Origin of the sequence: Phaeobacter sp. QD34_24, assembly GCF_028890115.1 — a bacterium.
GTDB lineage: Bacteria > Pseudomonadota > Alphaproteobacteria > Rhodobacterales > Rhodobacteraceae > Phycobacter.
In genome coordinates, this window is the sequence record NZ_JARCJD010000013.1 from 1 (window position 1) to 14,512 (window position 14,512).

Genomic DNA, 14,512 nt, shown 5'->3' on the forward strand with positions numbered 1-14,512 from the left:
GGTGCCCAAAGGTCTTCCTGTCAGCCATCGCACTCGCAGCGCTCGTCATTTACTGGCTATGAGTCCTGACCCTAGCGTCCAATTTCTTTCAGAATGATCCTTATGCCCTTTCTTGGAACTCTTTTCTGGTTTTGTGTCTTCTGCGTGATCTGGGTGCCGGTTGCCGGGGCGTATCGGCTTTTGCGGGGGCGGCGGTTGATCACATCCCACGATGCGGCGCGCCAAAGCCTGTGGCGGCAGCGAAAGACCCGGGCTTTTCGCAGAATGGACCGGATGCGCTGACGCAAGACACGCCCTTTGTCATTCATCCAGCTTGCAGCAAAATGGAAAAGACAATTGAAGATCCTTGGCCTCTCGGCATTTTATCACGACAGCGCTGCGGCCTTGCTTGTGGATGGCAAGATCATCGCGGCGGCCCAGGAAGAGCGGTTCACGCGGAAAAAGTTCGATCCAGGCTTTCCCAAACAGGCGATCCAGTTCTGTCTTGATCGGGCCGGGTGTGATCTCAGCGAAATCGACCACGTTGTCTTTCACGAAAAGCCGCTGGCGAAGTTTGAGCGGATGATGCGCAGCTTTGCCGATTTTGCACCGCGCGGGTTTTGGGCGTTTCGGCAGGCCATGCCGCTGTGGCTGGGCAGCAAGCTTTGGCAGAAGCGCCAGATCCTGGCTGAACTGGCGGCAATCGACCCGGCTGGCGTGCAGTCGGGGAAGCTGCTTTTTGCCGAGCACCACCAGAGCCATGCCGCATCGGCCTTTTATCCCTCCCCCTTTGAGGACGCGCTGGTGCTGACGCTGGACGGGGTGGGCGAATGGGCGACAGGATCGGTGTGCCTGGGGCGCGGCAGCGATCTTGTGCCCGAACTGGAGCTTGATTTCCCGAATTCTCTGGGCCTGCTCTATACCGCGATCACCCAGTATCTGGGTTTCAAGGTCCTGTCCGGCGAATACAAGGTCATGGGGCTGGCGCCCTATGGGGAGCCGCGGTTCCGTGATCTCTTCTTCGATCACCTGGTGGACCTCAAGGAGGACGGCAGCTTCTCGCTTGATCAGCGCTATTTCGACTATTGTGTCGGTCAATCCATGATCTCGGATGATCTTTCGGATCTGTTCGGTCAACCGGCGCGCCGAGGCGAGGCAGAGCCGCTGACCCAGTTTCACATGGATGTGGCCGCTTCGCTGCAGGTGGTGACGGAAGAGATCGTTCTGCGCATGGTGCGCAGCCTGATGCAGCGGTACGATCAACGCAACCTGTGCCTGGCCGGCGGGGTCGCGCTGAACTGCGTCGCAAATGGCAGGATCCTGAGGGAAACCGGCATCGACGGATTGTGGATCCAGCCCGCGGCCGGCGATGCCGGTTGCGCCCTGGGGGCGGCACTGGCGGCGCATCACCAGCATCTGGGGCAACCACGGGCACCGGCCACGGGCCGGGACGCCATGCAGGGGGCCTATTTGGGGCCGGATTATGCGCAGTCCGAGATCGAAGACCGGCTTACGGCTGTCGGCGCCTCTTTTGAAGCCCTGGACGACGAGGCGACCATCGCCCGCGTGGCCGAGGCGCTGGAGGCAGGCAAGGCGGTGGGCTGGTTCCAGGGGCGGATGGAGTTCGGCCCGCGCGCACTTGGGGCACGCTCGATCCTGGCCGATGCCCGGTCAGAGGCGATGCAGAAGGTCCTGAACCTGAAGGTCAAGAACCGGGAAAGCTTTCGCCCTTTTGCGCCGGTGGTTCTGGAGGAAGACGCCTCGGACTGGTTCGAGCACCAGGGAGAGAGCCCCTATATGCTGATCACCGCTCCGGTGCACCAGTCGCAACGCCGGGGGGCGCCCGGTGATGCCGGTGAAGACCTGATGACCCGGCTGAATCAAGTGCGGTCGACCATACCGGCGGTGACTCATGTGGATTATTCGGCACGGCTTCAGACCGTGAGCCTGCGCACCAACCCGGCCCTGCACCGGCTGTTGAGCGCCTTCAAGCACCGGACCGGCTGCCCGGTGCTGGTCAATACCAGCTTCAACGTGCGCGGAGAGCCGATCGTCTGCACACCGGAGGATGCGTTCCGATGTTTCATGGGCACCGAGATCGATGTGCTGGTCGCAGGAAACTGCATCCTGGAAAAGGAGGCGCAGGATCCGGCGTTGCGGCTGGATTACAAAAGCGCCCTGGAACCGGATTGAACGTGGAGCGTCCCTCATGAGCATCTCGACAAGAACCAAGGCGACGGTCGTCTCCCTGCTTTCGGCGATGGGCCTGGGCGGGCTGGTCGCACAGCGTGTCGCCCGTCGTCACGCGGCAGCGGATCACGACGATGTCACGGCCCTGGCGCCTGCCGTGACCGCCCGCGCGGGCCCGAAACCTGGGGCCAGCTTGCTGCCCTGCGACACCCGCTCGATGCTGCATGCGCCGGGGGAGATCAAGAAAAGCTATGGCAGCGACACAAGTGAAACCGTGGAATACCGCTTCAATTCGGCCGGCTACCGCAGTGAGGAATTGGATCCGGGCGCAAAGCTGCGCATCCTGATCGTGGGGGAGAGCCACGCCTTGGGCAATGGTGTGCCCTTCGAGTGCAGTCTCGGCCAGCGGTTCAAACACCACCTGGCCCAGGCGCTGAACTGGCCGGAGGCGGCGATCAACGTGATCAACCTCTCTGTCGGTGGGGCGTCGGCGGACTACTGTGCCCGAACATTGCTGCGCCAGATCGATGGTGTCGCCCCGGATCTGGTCCTGGGCCTGCTGCCGGTGGCTGACCGCATAGAAGACTACACCGCCAAACAGGCCAAGAACTACAAGGTCTCCGACATAGATATCGAGGAGATCGAGAACGCGCCAATCCCGGTGCAGGGGTTCATCGATCTCTACAACGTTCATTTCGGCCGGATGAACCTCGCCAAGAACGCGCTTCTGATGCAGTCGATCTGCCGCTTGCGCGGGATCGAGAGCATCCTCGTATCTGAAGTGCTGCGCCCGAAGAACTATCAGACGGCGATCCTGTCTCCGGTCTATGAGCAACTGGATCAAGGTCGGCTCTTGCTGCACAGGTTTTTTGAGAAGCGGGCCGATCTGGCCGCCGATGGCATGCATGCGGGCAAGCGCACCCATGAAGCCTTGGCGATCCGGATGCTGACACGCTATGCCGCATTGCTATCGGCCGATGGGCAGGAAGACTGGGGTGGCAGGCTGTCGGCCCATGTCGAACGGCTCAAGTCCGAAAGCCCGGATTGGGCTTTTGTGCGGCAGGCCCATCGACGGTGACGGGACCAGAGGGCGCAGGCCCGCAGCAGCCAGACCGGCACGCCACGGAGACACAGGGAAGCTGATCATGAATGAGCAGATCTTGGAAACCGAAACAGATACCGCCCGTCCGCTACACGAGGCTTTTGACTGGGAACGATGCTGGTACCCGGTGTCCTTTCTGGAGGATCTTCCCCGCGACAAGCCCAGCCGGGTATCGATTTATGATACCGGTCTGGTGCTGTTCTTTGACGGCGCCGGGCAGCTCAACTGTCTGCGCGATCTGTGCCCGCACCGGCTGGCGCGCCTGTCCGACGGGCAGATCGTCGATGGTCGGCTGGAGTGCCTTTATCATGGCTGGCAATTCGACGGCGCAGGCGATTGCCAGCTCATCCCGCAGATGATCGAGGGCAAGGACTATCCGATCCGCTCCTGCGTGCAGCGTTACCCGTTGGAGATCGTGGATGGCATCGTCTGGGTCTGGGCCGGCGACGCCGCGGAGGCGGACAAGACGCTGATCCCGGTCAGCCATGCGCCACAATCGCCAGAGATCAAGGCGGTCACCTTCCAGATGGATCTGCCCTATGATCAAAGCTACCTGGTCGAGAATGTCATCGACGTTGCCCATATCCACATTGCCCATGATGGCGTGCGCGGCGGCGGGCTGCGAGAGGCGGCCAGCCCGCTCAAGTTCGACATCGTGCACAGTGGCCTGGATGGTATCCGGGCTACCTTTCGCCATATCGGGTTGGAACGGGAAGAGGACGCCCCCGAAATGGGAGCGGCCCATGTGGAATTCGTCGCGCCGAACCTGATCCGCTATCGGTCGGAGTATGCCGACAACGATCTGATCGCCGGTCTTGAGCTGTTCTCCTTGCCGATGGGCAAGGGGCATTGTCGGCTCTTGTATCGGAAATACAGCAACTTCAACGGCCTGTTGGAGCGTCTCAAGCCGCGCTGGCTGGAACATCAATCGCAGGTGTTGATCCTGGAACAGGACATGGGCGTGGTGGTCGGGCAGCACCGCGAGATCGAGACCGCCGACCAACCGCTGAGCAAGGCCTGGCTGCCCATCAAGACCTCGGACCGGCTGGTGGTGGAATACCGCCGCTGGCTGGATCGCCACGGCGCTAACCTGCCGTTCTATCGCGGCTTCACCACGGCCAAGAACAGCGGTCTGGTGCCCGAGGAGGCCAATATACCGCATGATCGGCACCGGCTGCACACCGAGATCTGTTCCACCTGCCAGCGGGTGCTGCGCAGGATCAATCTTGGCATCAAGGCGCTGATCGGACTGGTCGCGGTGGCGACGGTCCTGGCCATTCTGAGTGACGGTGGCACCTGGCAGATCAGCCTGATCGCGCTGGCGCTCATGGGCCTGCTCGCCATCGCCGGGCTGCGCCGTGCGCGGACCTATCTATAAGAGGACGAGATGACTGACGCTTCTTCGGTTACCCATGCGGTTCGGGATTTTTATCGCGACATGCCGTTCAACTACTACTCGGATGCCGGGCTGGCAGCGGACAGCGTGGCCCGCAATCCGATCGCGGATTACCCGGATCTGGACGCGCTGCTGGAAGAGGATGAGATCGAAACCGTGCTGGAACTGGGCTGTGGCGCGGGCTGGGCCTCCAATTCGATGGCAAAACACTATGGGAAATCCGTGACGGCGGTGGATTTCACCGCTGCGGCCTTGGCGCGTGCGCGCGATGTCTCGGGGCGTCTTGGAACCACGGATCAGGTCCGGTTCGTCGAAAGCGACCTTTTCGAGTTCCAGTCCCCCGACAGCTTCGATCTGGTGGTCAGCGTCGGGGTGCTGCATCATACCCGCGATTGCCGCGCGGCCTTTGCCCATGCCGCGCAGTTCGTGGCGCCCGGCGGCTTCCTGTTTGTCGGCCTGTACCATCTCTTTGGCCGCCGCCCGTTTCTGGAGCTGTTTCAGGGCATTCATGCCCGTGAGGGGGAAGAGGCCGCCTTTGAGAGGTTTCGCAGCTGCGCCAGCACCTTGAGCGACGAGACGCATCAGCGCTCCTGGTTTCGCGATCAGGTGTTGCACCCGCATGAAACCCAGCACACCCTGGCAGAGGTATGGAACTGGCTGGATGAAGAGGGGCTGTCGCTGGTGTCGACCAGCATCAATCAATATCAGGACGTGGACGACAGGCCGGCGCTCGAAGAGCTGGAAAAGAGATGCGAAGCCATATCCTGGCAACGCAACCGCGATGAAAACAGCTATTATCCGGGGTTCTTCACCATTCTGGCCCAGCGGGACGAGGCGTGATCGCTCCGGGCCTTAGGGCCCGGCATGCGCGTCCAGGAGGGCGCGGGATGGTGCCTTGGCGCAAACACCCGTCGGCCAGGTCACCAGTATCATCGCACAGCCTTTGACCTGATTGCTGGACAGCAGGTGTTCCAGCGCCTCCAGGCGCCCGCTGAGAAGCCGTTGCCCCTGTTTCGAGACATCCACGGCAATGTTGACCGGCGCATCCGCGGGCAGGCCCCGCGCCAGCAGGGCATCGCGAATGCGTCCGGCCTGTGCCACGGACATGTAAAAGGCGGTCGTTGTGCCTGGTCCCGAAAACCGCGCGCTGTCAGGCAGCGCTGCGCCCGCCCGGCTCATGCCGGTGGTCAGGATCAGCGTATCGGCAATGCCGCGTTCGGTCAGGCTTTGTCCCAGTTCAGCCGCCGCCGCCGAGGCAGAGGTCACTCCGGGTACGATCTCCACCTCGATGTTCTCCTGGCGGGCGGCGTTCAATTCTTCGCCCGCCCGGCCAAAGATGCTGGGATCGCCCGATTTCAGCCGCACGACCCTCAACCCCTGTTTCGCGGTCGTGACGATGGCGGCATTGATCCGCTCCTGCGGCCAGCTGTGCGCTCCCACATGTTTGCCAACAAAGACCCGTTTTGCCTTGGGCGATGCCAGGGCAACGACCTCCGGCTCCACCAGCCGATCATAGAACACGACATCTGCGGCCTGAATGCGTTGCACCGCGCGCAGGGTCAGCAGGTCCCGCGCGCCGGGACCGGCACCGACCAGCGCGATATGGCCCTTGGCCCGGCCTTTCTCCTGCGGTGTTGCGGGGGTCATCGGACGCGCGGCGAGCCGATGCGCCGCTGTGCTCAGGCGGGCCAGCACCAGGGGAAGGATCCCAAGGCCGGGGCCGGTCGCAACAGAGGGCGCCTGTGCGGTGCCAAGCGGCGCGGCGGTGATGTGAAACAGCCTTTGCAGCAATGTCATGGGATGTCCTTTCAGGCTGTGAGGGAAAGCGCCGTCGGCGCCGGGCTGCCGTCGGGAAAGTGCAAGGGGCTGTGCGAACAGCCCAGGGTATCAAGGGCCAGTTGCGCGGTGCCGAGGATCACCTCGGTCTCAAAGCGCGGCAGGGCGGCAGAGCTGAGCGCCACCTTCAGCGAGTTGATATGGCCCGCGCTATCCGCCAGCCGCCGGGTTTGTGCCAGGCGCGCGGCCTCGGTGTCCTGCCATGGCGCTCCATTCCTCAGTCCAAAGGCTTCGATCGCCTTGGCCGGGTGGCGTTCGAACTCACCGCCGCCGCCCTTGATCACGGTCAGCGCATGCCAGCCCAGGCGCTGGGCGGCATCGGCCTGCAGCAGCCGGTAGGAGGGATGAAAGACGCCCTGAACGCTGGCGGCCGCCCGCGCGGGGTTCAGCATCCGGCACACCGTGTTGACGCAGGAGCGCAGGCCCAGAACCTCGCGCAGCGAGAGCAAGCGCAACAGAGGCGGGCAGAGATCCTCCAGCGGCATATAGACGATATTGCCCGCATTCAGGGCGGCCTCGGCTTCTGCAGCGGTCCGGGTCAGCGGGATGCCGAGGGTCGCCAGACCGTTTCGCACGGTCGGGTCCGCGCCGTTCCAGCCATGCAGCATCACTCGTTTGCCGCTTTGCGCCACCATCAGCGCCGAGACCAGAAACCAGGGCAGCCCGCGGGTGCGACCCGCCGCATAGGACGGCCAATCCAGATCCACCTGCGGCAGTGTCGGCACGTGGGCTTGCGCCGCGGCGGCAAAACCGGCGATCTCTTCCGCCGTCTCCCCCTTCATGCGCATGAGCATCAACAGGGCACCAATGGCCTCCGGCGCAGCATCACCTTGCAGCATCAGGGCCATGGCAGCCTGCGCTTCATCTTGGGTCAGGGAACGGGAGCGGCCCGGCCCCCGGCCCAGGGTGCGCACATGATCGGCCAGGCTCATTCCGCAGCCTCCCGCCTTTGGGTGCTGGCCAGGATCGCGGCCAGTTCCGGGCGGCAGGAGCCGCAATTCGTGCCCGCCTCAAGGGCGATGCCGATCGCCTCGACGCTCATCAAGTTGCGGGTTTCGATGGCGGTGACGATGGTGTTGACACCAACCCCGAAGCAGGAGCAGATCACCGGCCCCGGATCCGGCACATCCGCCGGGGGGCGGCCGGTCAGAACGGCGGTGCCTGCATCGCTGGGTACAGTGGCAAGATAGTCCCGCACCGCCGCCACCGGTTCGCGATCCACAAACAGGGCTGCAAGCAGGCGCCCCTGGTCAAACAGAGCAATGCGGGCTGTGCCGCGTGCGGGGTCGAGGATCGTGGCGGCTTCGGCGCGTGGCAGGTCGAACAGGCGGCGGGCTTCCTCTTCCCAATCGGAAGCGGGTGCATATCCGGCCAGCTCGGCGCGATAGCCCGCGCGGGTGGGCGCCAGCGCCCAGTAATCGGCGTGGGGGCGCATGGGGCTGGTGGAGACGGCGAAACCATACCATGCGGCCTGCATTTTTTCGACTGCAACGACGCTGGCCTTGCTTTCAGGCTGGCCCGACACCGGGTCCGTTTCCGCGGCGACCAGATCGTCGATCCGGCCTGAGGGCGCCGTTTCCCCGGTCCAGTGGATCGGCGCAAAGACCTGCCCGGGCTGCACCGCGTCGCTGATCCGCGCGCGCAGGATGCCGCTGCCCCTGGGGCTGCGCAGTTCCACCAGATCTGCCGGAGCGATGTTCAGGGCGGTGGCGTCCTCGGGGTGCAGCTCAAGGAAGGGTTCGGGCATATGGGCGCCAAGACGCGGTGAAAGCCCTGTGCGTGTCATCGTGTGCCACTGATCACGCAGCCGCCCGGTATTGAGCCGGAAGGGATATTTCGGCCCCGTCCTGGCCGCGGGCGGGCGATAGCGCAAAGGCAGCAGCCGCGCCTTTCCGTCCCCGTGATAGAACGCGCCATCGGCAAAGAAGCGGCCCCCGCTGCGCTGGGCGCTGACGGGCCAGCGGGTGGGGGCAAGGGTGTCGTAATCTGCCCTGTCGAGCCCGGCGAGGCCCGAGATATCGAAGTCGCGCCCGAACTGCCCCGCGATCCCGGAAAGGGCGGCATATTCACGGAAGATCTCGACCGGGGATTCATAGTCAAAGGCGGCGGCCCATCCCATGCGCTTACCCACCTCGCAGAGGATCTGCCAGTCGGGACGCGCCTGACCGGGGGCGGGCAGGGCGGCGCGCTGGCGGCTGATGGTGCGGTCGGAATTGGTGACGGTGCCGTCCTTTTCGCCCCAGGCGCTGGCAGGCAGCAGCACCCGCGCCAGCCGCGCGGTGTCGGTCTGTTCGGTGATGTCGCTGACCACGGTAAAGGGGCAGGCCTTGATCGCGGCGCGCACGGCGGCGGCGTCGGGCATGGATACGGCGGGGTTGGTGTGAATGACCCAGAGCGCCTTGATCCGCCCGTCGGCCACGGCACGGAACATGTCCACCGCCTTCAACCCCGGTGCCTCTGGCATTTGCGGCGCTTGCCAGAAGTCGCGTACCGCCTGGCGGTGATCGGGATTTTCCAGGTCCAGATGACAGGCCAGCATGTTCGCCAGCCCACCGACCTCGCGTCCGCCCATGGCATTGGGCTGGCCAGTCACCGACAGCGGCCCCATACCGGGCCTGCCGATGCGCCCGGTGGCCAGATGGCAGTTCAGGATGGCGTTCACCTTGTCGCTGCCGCTGGTCGATTGATTGACGCCCTGGCTGTAGATGGTGACGGTCTTTTCGGTGCCGATCCACATGTCGCAGAAGGCACTGACCTCTTGGTCACTCAGGCCGGTCGGGGACAGGCTGTCAAGCCGGGCCGCTTCGAGTGCTGCCTCGAACCCGTTGGTGTGGTTCAGGAAATCCGGGTCAATCGCGCCACGTGCGCTAATCTGCGTAAGCAGGTGGTTGAACAGGGCCACGTCGCTGCCCGGTTCAAGCGCCAGATGCAGGTCCGCCCCGTCGCAACTGGCGGTGCGGCGCGGATCCACCACCACGATTTTCGTTCCGCGTTCCTTTCTCGCCGCCAGCAGGCGCTGGTAGAGAACCGGATGACACCAGGCGAGGTTCGATCCCACCAGCACCACCAGATCGGCCTCGTCCAGATCCTCATAGGTGCCGGGCACGGTATCGCTGCCAAAGGCGCGCTTGTGCCCCGCCACGCTGGAGGCCATGCAGAGCCGCGAATTGGTGTCGATATTGGCCGAGCCGATGAAGCCCTTCATCAGCTTGTTGGCGACGTAGTAGTCCTCGGTCAGTAACTGGCCGGAGACATAGAAGGCGACGCTGTCCGGGCCGTGATCGCGGATCGTCTGGGAAAACCGGTCGGCGACCAGATCGAGCGCCGTGTCCCAATCGCTGTCCTGACCGTCCACCTTGGGCGCCAGAAGGCGATTGTCCAGTCCCAGGGTTTCACCCAGGGCCGAGCCTTTCGAACACAGCCGCCCGAAGTTGGCCGGGTGGTCCGGATCGCCGCGCACGGCAAGACCGCCCTCGCCATCCGGGGACAATAAAACCCCGCAGCCCACCCCGCAATAGGGGCAGGTGGAGCGGATCCCGCCGGGCGCGCTCATGCGGCGTTCTGCCCGGCAAGGGCGCTGGCGTCGATCAGCATGCGGCTGCCGTCCAGGCGCAAGGGGTAGGTCTCGATCCGCCCCTCATCGGCACCCTGCGCCTCTCCGGTGTTGAGATCAAAGACCCAGTTGTGCAGCGGGCAGGTCACCGATTGCCCATGCACGATGCCTTCGGACAGGGGGCCGCCCTTGTGCGGGCAGCTGTTGGAGGCGGCAAAGACCTCGGCCTCGGCGGTGCGAAAAACCGCGATACAGCCCATCGGGGTTTTCAAAAGCCGCGCGCCGCGCAGGGGCACCTCGTCAATATGTCCGATATCGATCCAGCTCATTCCGCGGCCTCCAGGGTGAGATCGGCAAGGGGGGCATAAGAGGCGGATTTCTCCTCCACTTCCTTGGCCCAAGGGTCCTTGCGGTAGATGGTTTGCGACAGTTCAAACGCGTCGACCAGGCGCTGGCGTTCGGTCAGGTCATCGACGACGCGGGCCTTCACCCAATCAAGGCCGACCTTGGCGACCCATTTGTAGGGGCGGTCCAGGTATTTGGCGTTCTCGCGATAAAGCTGCATGAAGGCGGTGGCGAGGTCGAGCGCCTCTTCCTCGGTTGCGACATCGGCCAGCCGTTCGGTTTCCTTCACATCCATGCCGGCAGCCCCCGCGACACCGATCTGGTAACCGCTGTCGACGCAGACAACGCCGATGTCCTTGCAGGTGGCCTCGGCGCAGTTGCGCGGACAGCCCGAGACGGCCAGCTTCACCTTATGCGGAGACCATGAGCCCCAAAGCCGTTTTTCCAGCTTGATTCCCAGACCTGTGCTGTCCTGGGTACCAAAGCGGCAGTGATCCTTGCCGACGCAGGTCTTCACCGTGCGCAACCCCTTGGCATAGGCGTGGCCCGACACCATGCCCGCCTTGTTGAGATCGGCCCAGATATGCGGCAGATCCTCGCCCCGCACGCCCAGAAGATCGATGCGCTGGCCGCCGGTCACATGCACGGTGGGGACGTTGTATTTTTCGGCTGCATCGGCGATGGCGCGCAGCTCGTCCGGGGTGGTCATGCCGCCCCACATGCGCGGCACCACCGAGAAGGTGCCGTCCTTCTGGATATTGGCGTGTTTGCGTTCGTTGACGAAACGGCTTTGCGGGTCGTCCTGATATTCCACCGGCCAATCGGCCAAGAGGTAGAAGTTCACCGCCGGGCGGCAGACATGGCAGCCATTGGGGGTCTTCCATCCCAGTTCCTGCCAGACGGCGGCCTGGGATTTCAGCTCTTGTGATTTGATCAGGCGGCGCACGTCCTCGTGGGTCAGATCACAGCAGCCGCAGATCGGTTGCGCCGTGGGGGCGGCGTAGTCATCGCCCAGGGTGACGGCCAGCACCTGTTCCACCAGTCCCGTGCAGGTCCCGCAGGAGGCAGACGCCTTGGTGCAGGCCCGCAATGCGCCCAGATCGGTGGCGCCATCGTGGATCGCCGAGACGATATCGCCCTTGCAAACGCCGTTGCAGCCGCAGATTTCCGCATCATCCGGCAAGGCTGCAACGGCTGACAAAGGGTCCGCAGAGGCGCCCCCCTGATAGGCCGGACCAAAGATCAGCGTATCGCGCATCTCGCTGACATCGCTGCCGTCCTTGATGTGGCTGTAGAACCAGGCACCATCGGCGGTATCGCCGTACATCACCGCGCCAATCAGCCGGTCGCCCTCCAGCACCAGCCGCTTGTAGACGCCGCGCGCGGGGTCGCGAAAGACGATGTCCTCGCGCCCTTCGCCATCGGCGAAATCTCCGGCGCTGAACAGGTCACATCCGGTGACCTTCAGCTTGGTCGAGACCTCTTTGTTCACAAACCGCGCCTCCTGCCTCAAGAGGGTCTGCGCCAGCACCTTGGCCTGATCGTAAAGCGGCGCCACAAGACCGAAGAGCGCGCCATCGTGTTCGACGCATTCGCCAAGCGCCAGGATATCGGGATCTGACGTCACCATGTGATCATCCACGATCACACCCCGGTTGCAGGTCAGCCCCGTTGCCTCTGCCAGTGCCATATTGGGGCGAATGCCCACCGCCATCACCAGAAGATCGCAGGGCAGTTCGGTGCCATCCTCCAGCCGCAGGGCCTTCACATGGCCAGTGCCGTCATCCAGGATCTCCTTGGAGTTCGCCTGGCACAGAACCTTGATCCCCTTCTCAACCAGAGATTTGCGCAAGAGGTATCCCGCGGCCTCGTCCAGCTGACGCTCCATCAGGTGACCCATGATATGGACGACGGTGACATCGACGCCACGCGCTGCCATGCCTGCGGCCGCTTCCAGCCCCAACAGGCCGCCGCCGATCACGACCGCCTTTGTGCCGGGGCGGTCGCCCAAGGCCATCATTGCCTCGGTGTCTTCCAGATCGCGGTAGGGGATCACGCCCGCCAGATCATGGCCCGGGAGCGGGATCATGAAGGGGTTCGACCCGGTGGCGATCACCAGCTTGTCGTAGGCAACATCGCCCTTTTCGCCGCGCACGACTTTCTGCGCGGGATCGATGGCGAGGACCTTTTCACCAAACCGGCAGGTGATGCCATGCTCGGCGTACCAGTCTTCGTCATGGGTGACGATCTCGGCGTAGGTCTTTTCCCCCGACAAGACCGGCGACAGCATCAGCCGGTTGTAGTTGCCGCGCGGCTCCGCATTGAACAGGGTGATCTCATAGGCTTTCGGATCCGCGTTCAGCAGGTGTTCCAGCATCCGTCCCGAGGCCATGCCTGCCCCGATAACAACGAGTTTCTGTGTCATGGTCCTTACTCCGCGGCGACGGCTTTGAGCGCCGGTTTCTTCGGTTTCGCGCCGTGCTCGTATTCCTCAAGGAAATCGAGCACCTCCTGCCGGTAGCTGTAGTAATCCGGGTGTTCGAGCAGCGCCTTGCGGGTGCGTGGGCGGGGCAGGTTCACCTCGGTGATCTTGCCGATGGTGGCCTGCGGGCCGTTGGTCATCATCACCACCCGGTCGGCCAGCAGGATCGCCTCGTCCACATCGTGGGTGACGCAGATGGCGGTGACCTTGGTGCGCGACCAGACCTCCATCAGAACCTCCTGCAGCTCCCAGCGGGTCAGGCTGTCGAGCATGCCGAAGGGTTCATCCAGCAGCAGCAGTTTCGGCGACAGGGCAAAGGCCCGCGCGATGCCGACCCGCTGCTGCATGCCATTGGACATGTCGCTGGCCGGGCGGTCCATGGCATCGGCCAGGCCGACGCGTTCCAGGTAGTATTCCACCACATCCTGCCGCTCGGCGCGGCTGGCGCCCGGGTAGACCTTATCGACCCCGATGGCGCAGTTTTCCCGCGCGGTCAGCCAGGGAAACAGGTTCGGCGACTGGAACACCACGGCCCGTTCGGGATCGGCACCCTCCACGTGGCGGCGGTCCAGCTTGATCGCGCCCTTGGAGATCGGGTTCAGACCGGCGGCCATGGTCAGAACCGTGGATTTGCCGCAGCCCGAGTGGCCGATCAGGGAGATGAATTCGCCCTTGTTGATCTTGAGGTTGAAATCCTCGACCACGGTGAGCGGCCCCTTGGGCGTGGGGTAGATCTTGTGCAGCTGCGAGAAGTCGAGGAAGCGTTCCTCGGTCGCGCTTTCCTGCGCCTTGGCCACCGCAGACGGAAGGCCATGGATCGGGGTCACATCAGGCAGCAGGCGGGTGCCTTCGACCTTGGCCTCGATGCCGACCTCCATCAGGTAGGAGGTGACCTGGCTGCGCAGGGATTTGAAGCCCTCGTGGTGGTTCATCTCCACCCGGTCGCGCGGACGGGGGATGGTGACGCGGAATTCCTCGCCGAGGGTGCCATCGGGATTGAGCGCAATGATGCGGTCGGCCAGAAGGATCGCCTCGTCCACGTCATTGGTGATCAGGACGCAGGTCTTCTTGTCCGCCTCCCAGATCGCCTCGATCTCATCCGCCAGGTTGGCGCGGGTCAGCGCATCCAGCGCCGAAAGCGGCTCATCCAACAGCAGGACCTCGGGCGACATGGCCAGCGCACGGGCCACGTTGACCCGCTGGCGCATGCCCCCCGACAGTTCCGCCGGGCGGCGGCTGGCCGCGTGGGACAGGCCGACCATCTGGATGTAATGGGCGACCTTGGCGTCCTTCTCGGCCTTGGGCATCTTCGGATAGACCGTATCGACGGCAAGGCGCACGTTGCCAGCCACCGTCAGCCAGGGCATCAGCGAATAGCTCTGGAAGATCACGCCGCGTTCGGGGCCGGGGCCGTCGATGGTCTTGCCGCGAAAGCTGACCTTGCCGCGGCTGGGCTTGTCCAGACCCGCCATCAGGTTGATCAGGGTGGTCTTGCCGGTGCCGGAAAAGCCGAGCAGCACCAGGAATTCGCCCTCTTCGACCTCAAGGTTGATGTTCTTCAGCACATGCGTTTCGCTGGTCCCGGTGCCAAAGCTTTTGGAGACGTTGTCGAATGTCAGGATAGCCATG

General features: G+C 64.0%; 10 protein-coding genes. 4 read left to right on the forward strand and 6 right to left on the reverse strand.

The window, feature by feature from the left end:
* The first annotated feature begins 336 nt into the window (after positions 1–336).
* The 4 genes from PXK07_RS11705 (at position 337) to PXK07_RS11720 (ending at position 5,507) form a co-directional block, all read left to right on the forward strand.
* Positions 337–2,172, forward strand: coding sequence for a carbamoyltransferase family protein (locus PXK07_RS11705; RefSeq protein ID WP_274848477.1), 1,836 nt, complete (start codon positions 337–339; stop codon positions 2,170–2,172).
* A gap of 16 nt (positions 2,173–2,188) precedes the next feature.
* Positions 2,189–3,247, forward strand: a complete 1,059-nt coding sequence (locus PXK07_RS11710; RefSeq protein ID WP_274848478.1) for a hypothetical protein — start codon at positions 2,189–2,191, stop codon at positions 3,245–3,247.
* A 67-nt stretch (positions 3,248–3,314) separates the two neighbouring features.
* The gene (locus PXK07_RS11715) at positions 3,315–4,649 is read left to right on the forward strand and encodes an aromatic ring-hydroxylating dioxygenase subunit alpha (protein ID WP_274848479.1); all 1,335 of its coding nucleotides are present in this window, start codon (positions 3,315–3,317) and stop codon (positions 4,647–4,649) included.
* A 9-nt stretch (positions 4,650–4,658) separates the two neighbouring features.
* A complete protein-coding gene (locus tag PXK07_RS11720) occupies positions 4,659–5,507 on the forward strand; it encodes an SAM-dependent methyltransferase (protein ID WP_274848480.1) in 849 nt (282 codons plus the stop codon).
* A 12-nt stretch (positions 5,508–5,519) separates the two neighbouring features.
* Here PXK07_RS11720 and cobA read toward each other — a convergent pair whose 3' ends face one another.
* Genes cobA through PXK07_RS11750 form a run of 6 tightly spaced genes read right to left on the reverse strand, consistent with a single transcriptional unit; the run spans position 5,520 to position 14,511 of the window.
* On the reverse strand, positions 5,520–6,464 hold the full coding sequence (gene cobA, locus PXK07_RS11725) for a uroporphyrinogen-III C-methyltransferase (RefSeq protein WP_274848481.1): 945 nt from the start codon (positions 6,462–6,464) through the stop codon (positions 5,520–5,522).
* Between the two features lie 11 nt (positions 6,465–6,475).
* Positions 6,476–7,435 carry a glycosyl transferase family protein gene (locus tag PXK07_RS11730; protein ID WP_274848483.1) on the reverse strand — a complete coding sequence of 320 codons (960 nt, stop codon included), beginning with the start codon at positions 7,433–7,435 and terminating at the stop codon, positions 6,476–6,478.
* On the reverse strand, positions 7,432–10,056 hold the full coding sequence (locus PXK07_RS11735) for a nitrate reductase (protein WP_274848484.1): 2,625 nt from the start codon (positions 10,054–10,056) through the stop codon (positions 7,432–7,434). The genes PXK07_RS11730 and PXK07_RS11735 overlap by 4 nt, the downstream gene beginning before the upstream one ends.
* Complete coding sequence (nirD, locus tag PXK07_RS11740) at positions 10,053–10,385, reverse strand: nitrite reductase small subunit NirD (RefSeq protein WP_274848485.1); 333 nt, start codon at positions 10,383–10,385, stop codon at positions 10,053–10,055. Before nirD ends, PXK07_RS11735 begins: the two co-directional genes overlap by 4 nt.
* Positions 10,382–12,826 (reverse strand): nitrite reductase large subunit NirB, encoded by a 2,445-nt coding sequence (gene nirB / locus PXK07_RS11745; protein WP_274848486.1) that lies wholly within the window; start codon positions 12,824–12,826, stop codon positions 10,382–10,384. The genes nirD and nirB overlap by 4 nt, the downstream gene beginning before the upstream one ends.
* Before the next feature lie 5 nt (positions 12,827–12,831).
* Complete coding sequence (locus tag PXK07_RS11750) at positions 12,832–14,511, reverse strand: ABC transporter ATP-binding protein (protein WP_274848487.1); 1,680 nt, start codon at positions 14,509–14,511, stop codon at positions 12,832–12,834.
* Position 14,512 lies beyond the last annotated feature (1 nt).